This window comes from Pseudomonas sp. PGPR40 (genome assembly GCF_022014505.1).
Taxonomy (GTDB): Bacteria; Pseudomonadota; Gammaproteobacteria; order Pseudomonadales; family Pseudomonadaceae; genus Aquipseudomonas.
The window spans coordinates 1-8,535 of the sequence record NZ_JAKLSP010000061.1; the positions used below are offsets into that span (position 1 = coordinate 1).

At 60.5% G+C, this 8,535-nt stretch carries 8 protein-coding genes and 1 pseudogene; 7 read left to right on the forward strand and 2 right to left on the reverse strand.

Going from position 1 to position 8,535, the window contains the following annotated elements; translation table 11 throughout:
- Window positions 1-206: 206 nt before the first annotated feature.
- The 4 genes from MEB48_RS28810 to MEB48_RS28825 all read left to right on the forward strand — a co-directional run bounded on the left by MEB48_RS28810 (window position 207) and on the right by MEB48_RS28825 (window position 3,623).
- Window positions 207-1,301, forward strand: coding sequence for a serine hydrolase domain-containing protein (locus tag MEB48_RS28810; RefSeq protein ID WP_237887094.1), 1,095 nt, complete (start codon window positions 207-209; stop codon window positions 1,299-1,301).
- On the forward strand, window positions 1,298-1,627 hold the full coding sequence (locus MEB48_RS28815; protein ID WP_237887095.1) for an amidase: 330 nt from the start codon (window positions 1,298-1,300) through the stop codon (window positions 1,625-1,627). The genes MEB48_RS28810 and MEB48_RS28815 overlap by 4 nt, the downstream gene beginning before the upstream one ends.
- 246 nt (window positions 1,628-1,873) lie before the next feature.
- Window positions 1,874-2,464 (forward strand): YceI family protein, encoded by a 591-nt coding sequence (locus MEB48_RS28820; protein ID WP_237887096.1) that lies wholly within the window; start codon window positions 1,874-1,876, stop codon window positions 2,462-2,464.
- A 1-nt stretch (window position 2,465) separates the two neighbouring features.
- A complete protein-coding gene (locus MEB48_RS28825) occupies window positions 2,466-3,623 on the forward strand; it encodes a phospholipase D-like domain-containing protein (protein ID WP_237887097.1) in 1,158 nt (385 codons plus the stop codon).
- A gap of 124 nt (window positions 3,624-3,747) precedes the next feature.
- Here MEB48_RS28825 and bglX read toward each other — a convergent pair whose 3' ends face one another.
- Complete coding sequence (bglX, locus tag MEB48_RS28830) at window positions 3,748-6,039, reverse strand: beta-glucosidase BglX (RefSeq protein WP_237887098.1); 2,292 nt, start codon at window positions 6,037-6,039, stop codon at window positions 3,748-3,750.
- A 237-nt stretch (window positions 6,040-6,276) separates the two neighbouring features.
- Here bglX and MEB48_RS28835 point away from each other — a divergent pair, with 237 nt between their 5' ends.
- From MEB48_RS28835 to MEB48_RS28845, 3 genes are read left to right on the forward strand one after another with little or no spacing between them, the layout of a single operon-like run.
- Window positions 6,277-6,888, forward strand: a complete 612-nt coding sequence (locus MEB48_RS28835) for a LemA family protein (RefSeq protein WP_237887099.1) — start codon at window positions 6,277-6,279, stop codon at window positions 6,886-6,888.
- Window positions 6,889-6,931: 43 nt separating this feature from the next.
- Entirely contained in the window at window positions 6,932-7,678 is a 747-nt protein-coding gene (locus MEB48_RS28840) for a TPM domain-containing protein (RefSeq protein WP_237887100.1), read from the forward strand.
- Window positions 7,679-7,716: 38 nt separating this feature from the next.
- Window positions 7,717-8,334, forward strand: a complete 618-nt coding sequence (locus MEB48_RS28845; protein ID WP_237887101.1) for a TPM domain-containing protein — start codon at window positions 7,717-7,719, stop codon at window positions 8,332-8,334.
- Window positions 8,335-8,430: 96 nt separating this feature from the next.
- Here the strand turns inward: MEB48_RS28845 and MEB48_RS29530 are convergent.
- Window positions 8,431-8,535: pseudogene (locus tag MEB48_RS29530) on the reverse strand (IS110 family transposase); the annotation flags it as partial.

An 8,535-nucleotide genomic window follows, 5' to 3' on the forward strand; every position in this document is an offset into this window, starting at 1 on the left:
CAACCATCGCCGTTGCCACACAGCCTCGAATAACCTGCCGCCAGCCCTTTTTGAAGAGCGGGCGGCCTAATACTCCTACAGAGCGGTCCAAAAAAACTGGACCACAACAGGCTTGCCCGCGAAGGCGGCCTCATTGGCAACGCAAATCCCGGAACTGTCATCAACCTCGACTAGGCTCTGCAGGTTCATCCCTCCGAGCGCCCCCCATGTTCAAAGGCTTGTCCCTGATTTTCATGCTGCTGCTCAGCCTCGCGGCCCAAGCCGAAAACTGGCCGGCCGAGCAATGGCTGCCCGGCCCGAAAGTCACCGGCCCGGCACTTCAAGCCCTGGAAAACTACGCTTTTCCGCCCCGCGACGATGCCACTCACCAAGGCATTCGCACCGATGCCTTGCTGGTGATCCGCGACGGCCAACTCGTCTACGAACGCTACGCCGGCCCGACCACTGCTGAAACCCCGCACCTGACTTGGTCGATCAGCAAAAGCCTGATGGGCGCCGTGCTCGGTGTGGCCTACGGCGAAGGCCTGTTCAAACTCCAGGATCTGGTACAGAAGTTCTATCCACCGCTGGAAAAACACCCCGCCATGACCATGGCCGACCTGCTGCACTGGGCCTCGGGCCTGGACTGGCAGGAAGACTATGAATACGCACCGTTGAAGTCCTCGGTGGTGGCCATGCTCTACACCCGTGGTCACCGCGACATGGCCGCCTTCACCGCCAACCACGACGAATACGCCAAACCCGGTCAGGCATTCCGTTACTCCAGCGGCGACAGCAACCTGCTGTCCGCCGCGCTGAAAACCATCGTCGGCCCGGCCCGTTATCCGGATTATCCATGGACCGCACTGTTCGAGCCCTTGGGGATTCGCAGTGCGGTGTGGGAGGCGGATGCCACGGGCACGTTTGTCGCCTCGTCCTACGCCTACCTCACTGCCCGCGATCTGGCGCGGGTCGGCCTGTTGATGGCGCGCGATGGTCGTTGGCGGGAGCGGCAACTGCTGCCCAAGGATTGGGTCGACTTCAGCCGTGAGCCTTTCGCCCGCTATCAAGCCAACCAGGATGAAGCAGTGCCCGGCGGGCATTGGTGGCTCAATCGCGCAATGGACGGAGCGACCCAACCCTGGCCCGACGCCCCCGCTGACACCTTCGCCGCGCTGGGCCATTGGGGCCAGGCGATGTACGTGATTCCCAGCGAAAACCTGGTGATCGTGCGCTACGGCGATGATCGCGATGGGGGTTATCGGCACAACGAATTGCTCAGACTCGCGCTCAAGACGTTTGCCATGAAGGTGCAGCCATGAGCCATCACCGTTTTATTCGGCGTCGGCCGTTCAGCACGCTGTCGCTGGTGCTGCTGATTGCCTTGCTTGGCTGGTTCTGGCAGGAGCGTGTGGCGCTGTGGGCCTTCCCCGACATCATCAGTGCCTACACCGCCAAGGAATATTGCTCGTGCCGGTATGTGCTGAATAATTCGGCCGAGTATTGCCAGGGTTATGTGAAGCAGTATTTGTCCACCAGCGGTTTCGTCGATGACGCCGCGAGCAAGCGCGTGATGGTGGGTGGCATGGGGCGCAGCAATAGCGCTGTTTGGGTTGGCGAACGCCAAGGCTGTCGCCTGCAACCCTGACAGTGGTCAGTTTTTTGTGGCGAGGGAGCTTGTCGGAACGCCGCACCGTCCCGCTCGGCTGCGCAGCAGTCGTAATGCCAGCGGCCGAGGTCTGACTGGAAGAGCTCATCTCTGATTTTGGGAGCGCTTCGCACTCCAGCGGGAGCAAGCTCCCTCGCCACAAAGGGTGGGTTGGAGTAACAGAAAGTTTGCAACCTGTCTCAGGCCAGTTAAGGTTCGCTCAGGTTTATCTGCCCCCGAGTTTCTATGTTCAAGCGGTCCTTCTCTAAAACCCTCGCTTTCCTGCTGCTGGCCGGTGTCACCGTGTCGGCCCAGGCCAATTGGTACTTGGACGGCGAGTCCTCGCGGCTGTCGTTCATCAGCACTAAAAACGCCAACATTTCCGAAGTGCAACGCTTTCTGGTGCTGCACGGCAAGGTCGATCCCAAGGGCTTGGCACAAGTGGAGGTCGAGCTGGAATCGGTCAACAGCGGTATTCCGTTGCGTGACGAACGCATGCGCAACGAACTGTTCGAGATCCAGACGTTTCCCGAAGCCCTGATCACCACGCAAATCGATCTGCGGCCGATCAACGACCTGGCGCCCGGTGCGCAGCTGGAGTTGCGTTTGCCGCTGACCGTCAACCTGCACGGCAAACAACACCAATACAACGCCGAACTGCTGGCGACCCGTCTCGATGACCGGCGCTTTCAAGTGGTGACTCTCGAACCTTTGGTGATCAGCGCTGAAGATTTCGGCTTGGCCCCGGGTCTGGAAAGCTTGCGCAAGGTTGCCGGTTTATCGGCCATCAGTCTGTCGGTGCCGGTGGGTGCGGTGCTGATTTTCACGGCGCGCTGAGATGCGCGGCGCAATTTTCCCGTGGCGTGACGGCAACCGCTTTGAACTGCTGATCGACGGCCCGCAGTTTTTTCCGCGAATGCTGGTGGCGATTGCCCGCGCTGAAGAACAAGTCGAACTGGAACTGTACCTGGTGGAGGCGGGAGCTTGTGCCGAGGCCATGGTTCAGGCGCTCGTCCAGGCGGCCGAGCGCGGTGTGCGGGTGCGCTGCCTGTTCGATGATTACGGTAGCCTGGCCTTCACCCTGACCTTGCGTCAGCGCCTGATGGCCGCCGGCGTCGAGTTGCGTTTCTACAATCGCCTGAGCTGGCGCCGCTGGGTAGGCAACTTTTATCGCGATCACCGCAAGCTGCTGCTGGTGGATCAATGCCTGGCGGTGGTCGGCGGCACCGGAGTCACTGATGAGTTCTGGACACCGGGCGAAGACACCAGCGAATGGCACGAAGTGATGGTGGAAATCATCGGTCCACTGGTACTCGACTGGCAGTTGCTGTTCGACCGCCAATGGATCGCCAACCGCCATCGACGCGCCTGGAAACCCACTGCGCACTTCGGTTTGCCGCGCTTGCCGCGAGTGCCGGCCATGGGCGAGGGCATGGGTCGGGTCGCTTATGCCGACGCCCGCCAACACCGCGACATTCTGCAATCGCTGACTCGCGCGCTGAACAGCGGCCAGCGCCGAATCTGGCTGGCCACGCCGTATTTCCTGCCGACCTGGAAAGTCCGCCGCTCACTGCGTCGGGCGGCGGCGCGTGGCCTGGATGTGCGTCTGCTGCTGACCGGACCGCGCACCGATCACCCGTCGGTGCGCTACGCCGGGCATCGCTACTACCCGCGTCTGCTTAGGTCCGGGGTGAAAATCTTCGAATACCAGCCGTGCTTCCTGCATCTGAAAATGGTGTTGATCGATGATTGGGTGAGCATCGGCTCGTGCAACTTCGATCACTGGAATTTGCGTTTCAATCTGGAGGCCAACCTGGAAGCTCTGGACGCCGGACTGACCCGGGCGGTAGTGGCGAGTTTCGAGAATGACTTTGCCCTGAGCCAGGAAGTCAGTATCGAGGCATGGAAGCGCCGGCCGTTGTGGCGGCGGGTCAAGCAAAGGGTGTGGGGGTGGGTGGATCGGCTGGTGGTGAATCTGCTGGATCGACGGGGGTAGTCGTTCAGATCGTTCCCACGCTCTGCGTGGGAATGCAGCCCGTGACGCTCCGCGTCACTGGACGCGGAGCGTCCCTTGAGGCATTCCCACGCAGAGCGTGGGAACGATCAGTTCGTGCGCGGGATTACAGCAACTCAAAGCTCTGCTGCGTCACGTCCTGGGAGTCCAGGCCGATCTGCACGTTGAACTTGCCCGGTTCCGCGGCGTACTTGAGCTGGGCGTTGTAGAACTTCAGGTCATCCTCGGTGATGGTGAAGTGCACGACTTTCTGTTCGCCGGCCTTGACCATTACTTTCTGGAAGTTTTTCAGTTCCTTGACCGGGCGGATCATCGAACCGGTCACGTCCTGGATGTACAGCTGCACCACTGTTTCGCCGTCACGCTTGCCGGTGTTCTTCACCACGACGCTGGCGTCGAGCTTGCCGGTCTTGTTCAGTGTGGTCGACGACAGGGCCATGTCGGTCAGGCTGAAGTTGGTGTAGCTCAGGCCGAAGCCGAACGGGAACAATGGCCCGGTGGTGTCTTCGAAATACTGCGAGGTGTAGTTGCCCGGTTTGCCCGGAGTGAACGGCCGGCCAATGCTCAGGTGGTTGTAGTAGGTCGGAATCTGACCTACCGAGCGAGGGACGCTGATCGGCAGTTTGCCCGACGGGTTGTAGTCGCCGAACAGCACGTCAGCGATGGCATTGCCGCCTTCGGTGCCGCTGAACCAGGTTTCCAGAATCGCGTCAGCCTGCTCGTTCTCTTCGAGAATCGACAGCGGACGGCCATTCATCAACACCAGCACCAGCGGTTTGCCGGTGGCTTTCAACGCCTTGATCAGCTCGCGCTGGGCGGCCGGGATGTTCAGGTCGGTGCGGCTCGACGATTCGTGGGACATGCCACGGGATTCGCCCACCGCTGCCACCACCACATCCGCTTGTTTGGCAGCCTTGACCGCTTCATCGATCAACACATTGGCCGAGCGCGGATCATCCACCACTTCCGGTGCATCGAAGTTGAGAAAGTTCAGGTAATCGAGGATTTTCTTGTCGCTGGTGATGTTCGCGCCACGGGCGTAGATCAGCGTCGACTGCGCGCCAAGCGCATTGGTCATGCCGTCGAACAAAGTCACCGATTGCTCGGGACGGCCAGCCGCGGCCCAACTGCCCATCATGTCGATCGGCGCCTTGGCCAGTGGACCGACCAGCGCGATTTTCGCGGTTTTCTTCAGCGGCAGGGTATCGCCCTGGTTCTTCAGCAACACCAGGCTTCGACGCGCCACATCACGGGCCTCGGCGCGGTGCAGACGGCTTTCGGCGTAGGTGTCGGCCGGGTCATCCTCGGCCTTGCCGATGCGCAGGTACGGGTCCTTGAACAGGCCCATGTCGTACTTGGCGGCGAGCACTTCACGCACGGCGTTGTCGATGTCTTTCTGTTCGATTTCGCCGGCCTTCAGCAGCCCTGGCAGTTCTTTGCCATAGAGGGTGTCGTTCATGCTCATGTCGATGCCGGCCTTGATCGCCAGCTTCGCGGCTTCGCGACCGTCAGCGGCGACGCCGTGCTTGATCAGCTCGAAAATCGCCCCGTGATCGCTGACCGCCAAGCCCTTGAAGCCCCATTCCTTGCGCAGCAGGTCGTTCATCAGCCAGGTGTTGGCGGTGGCCGGCACGCCGTTGATCGAGTTCAGCGCCACCATCACCCCGCCGGCACCGGCGTCAATCGCCGCGCGGTACGGTGGCAGGTAGTCCTGGTACATCTTGACCGGGCTCATGTCGACGACGTTGTAGTCGCGACCGCCCTCTACTGCGCCGTACAAGGCAAAATGCTTGACGCTGGCCATGATGCTGTCGGCTGCGTTCGCCCCGGTGCCCTGAAAGGCTTTGACCATCACACCGGCGATCCGCGAAACCAGGTAGGTGTCTTCGCCGAAGCCTTCGGACGTGCGGCCCCAGCGTGGGTCGCGGGAGATATCGACCATTGGCGCGAAGGTGATGTCGAGGCTATCAGCCGCCGCTTCCTGGGCGGCGATGCGCCCGGAGCGACCGATGGCGTCCATGTCCCAGCTCGAGGCCAGGGCCAGAGGGATCGGGAAAATGGTCCGGTGGCCGTGGATCACGTCATAGGCGAAGAACATCGGGATCTTCAACCGGCTGCGCATGGCCGCGTCCTGCATCGGACGGTTTTCGGCGCGGGTGATCGAGTTGAAGGTGCCGCCGATATTGCCGGCCGCGATCTCCTTGCGGATCATCTCCCGCGGCATTTCCGGGCCGATGCTGATCAGGCGTAACTGGCCGATCTTTTCATCGAGGGTCATTTGCTTCATCAGATCGCTGATGAAGGCATCCTTATTTTCTATAGGTGCGGGCGTCGTGGCGGCCAATACGGTATGACTGGCCAGGCTGACGAACAGGCCCAGCAAACACAGCTTCTTCATGAATGGTTTTCTCAAAAGCCTGAACGGCTGTGAATACGCGCCGGTCAGCCAAAATTTAGGGAGCGACTATTGTTGTTCAGGTAATGCGGCACATTTGCCCAGTGTGTCAGCGCTGGGGGGCATCTTTTAGCCCATTGGCTCGATGCAATCCAGTGGCGGCGCAGATTATGCCCCAAGAGCGGGTTCAGCGTTCGCAGGTTGTTTCATCAACGGCATAGGCAAGGGAGCATCAACCAGATGAATGTACGACATCACTATCGGTCGAGCCTGCAGGTTGCAGCCTTGATATGGCTGACAACATTGCTGGCCGGCTGCGGCATCAACACGATCCCGACCCTTGACGAACAGGCCAAGGCTGCCTGGGGCCAGGTGCAGAATCAGTACCAGCGCCGCGCCGACCTGATCCCCAATCTGGTCGAAACCGTCAAGGGTTATGCCCGGCATGAGCAAGAAACCCTGACCGCGGTGATCGAAGCCCGCGCCAAGGCCACGTCGATTCAGGTAGATGCCAGCACGCTGGATAATCCGGAGAAGCTCAAGCAGTACGAGCAGGCGCAGAATCAGCTGACCGGCGCGCTGAGTCGGTTGATGGTGGTGTCCGAGCGCTATCCGGACCTCAAGGCCAACCAGAACTTCCTCGCGCTGCAATCGCAACTCGAAGGCACCGAGAACCGCATCGCCGTGGCCCGCCGCGATTTCATTCTCGCGGTGCAGAAATACAATACCGAGCTTCGCACGTTCCCCGGTCGTCTGTGGCACACCGTGATGTACAGCGATTTGCCGATCCGCGAAACCTTCGAGGCCACCAGCCCCGATGCCGAGAAAGCGCCTGAAGTGAAGTTCCAGTAAGCGCCGGACCGGCCTTCAAGTGCCAACACGGGTGAGGTTGCCAATGCGCGTATTGAAAATGGGCCTGGTGCTGATGCTCTGGGTGTTTGCCCTGACGGCTCGGGCCGAATTGAAGTTCCCGGAGTTGACCGGGCGGGTGGTGGACAACGCCCGGATGATCGAGCCTGCAGTGCGCGAGCAGCTGACGCAACAGCTCAACGCCCATGAAAAAACCACCGGCGAGCAAGTGGTGGTGGTCACATTGCCGGACTTGCAAGGCACCGACATCGCCGATTTTGGTTATCAGTTGGGACGCCACTGGGGTATCGGCCAGAAGGACAAGAACAACGGCGCGCTGCTGATCGTCGCGCGTGACGAGCGCAAGCTGCGGATCGAAGTGGGTTATGGCCTGGAAGAGCGCCTGACCGATGCGCAGAGTTCGGTGATCATTAATCAGGTGATCACACCTGCGTTCAAGGCCGGTAACTTCAGCAAGGGCATCAGCGATGGCGTTGCGGCGATGTTGGTGGTGCTGGGCGGCAATCCACTGGACCAGCCGTCGACGGTGTATGAATCGGGCGGTGATCAGGAGAGTGATTTCGTTGGGCGGCCTCCGGGGTTTTTCGTGTTCCTGGTGATGCTGTTTATCCTGACGATCTTCCTCGGGCAGATGTTCGGTATTCTGCCCAGCGGGGGAGGCCGTGGCGGCTCGGGAGGCGGGTTCGGCGGCGGAGGTTTTGGCGGTGGCGGCGGGGGCTTCAGCGGCGGCGGGGGCAGTTTCGGCGGTGGCGGTTCATCGGGCGGTTGGTGATAGGTAAAAACAACAATAGCGAGCAGGCATTCATAACCATGGCATTACTGACTGAACACGAACAACGCAAAGTCGCCGAGGCGATTGCCCGGGTCGAGCGCGATACCGATGCCGAACTGGTCACGGTGCTGGCGGCCCGCGCCGACGATTACGCGTACATTCCGCTGCTCTGGGCCAGTCTGCTGGCGCTGGTGGTGCCGGGGATCGTGCATTACCTCACGGGCTGGCTGACCATGCACAGCCTGTTGCTGGTGCAATGGTTCAGTTTCATCGTGCTGTGCCTGGTGTTCCGGATTCCGAAAGTCACCACGCGCCTGATCCCGCGCTCGGTGCGTCACTGGCGCGCATCGAACCTGGCGCGTCGGCAGTTCCTGGAGCAAAACCTGCACCACACCGTGGGCAGCACCGGCATGCTTATTTTTGTCTCCGAGGCCGAGCGCTACGTGGAGATTCTGGTGGATGAAGGGATTTCCAAACGGCTGGACAACAAGAACTGGGATCTGATTGTGGCGGCGTTTACGCAGCAGGTGAAACAGGGGCAGACGTTGCAGGGTTTTTTGACGTGCATCGAGGCATGCGGCGAGTTGCTTAAAGTGCATGTGCCGGTGACCCATGTGAGGAATGAATTGCCGAATCGGTTGGTGGTGTTGGGCTGATTTCACTTCCGGAATTGACACCGCTCTCTGTGGCGAGGGGGCTTGCCCTAAGCCAGTCAGTTAAGCCGCGAAACCCTGTAGATACTCTGTTCACGGTCAAGCTTTCGCGAGATGTTTTTCGCTGAAAAGCTTGGCCGTATCAAATTCCTCTCCAGAACGCATGCACGCCCATAACCCGGTCAGGTATTTACGCATCACCGC

Excerpts from the sequence above, each read along its gene's own strand:
- MEB48_RS28810 (WP_237887094.1), top strand. The coding sequence starts at position 207 with ATGTTCAAAGGCTTGTCCCTGATTTTCATGCTGCTGCTCAGCCTCGCG.
- MEB48_RS28815 (WP_237887095.1), top strand. The coding sequence starts at position 1,298 with ATGAGCCATCACCGTTTTATTCGGCGTCGGCCGTTCAGCACGCTGTCG.
- MEB48_RS28820 (WP_237887096.1), top strand. The coding sequence starts at position 1,874 with ATGTTCAAGCGGTCCTTCTCTAAAACCCTCGCTTTCCTGCTGCTGGCC.
- MEB48_RS28825 (WP_237887097.1), top strand. The coding sequence starts at position 2,466 with ATGCGCGGCGCAATTTTCCCGTGGCGTGACGGCAACCGCTTTGAACTG.
- bglX (WP_237887098.1), bottom strand. The coding sequence starts at position 6,039 with ATGAAGAAGCTGTGTTTGCTGGGCCTGTTCGTCAGCCTGGCCAGTCAT.
- MEB48_RS28835 (WP_237887099.1), top strand. The coding sequence starts at position 6,277 with ATGAATGTACGACATCACTATCGGTCGAGCCTGCAGGTTGCAGCCTTG.
- MEB48_RS28840 (WP_237887100.1), top strand. The coding sequence starts at position 6,932 with ATGCGCGTATTGAAAATGGGCCTGGTGCTGATGCTCTGGGTGTTTGCC.
- MEB48_RS28845 (WP_237887101.1), top strand. The coding sequence starts at position 7,717 with ATGGCATTACTGACTGAACACGAACAACGCAAAGTCGCCGAGGCGATT.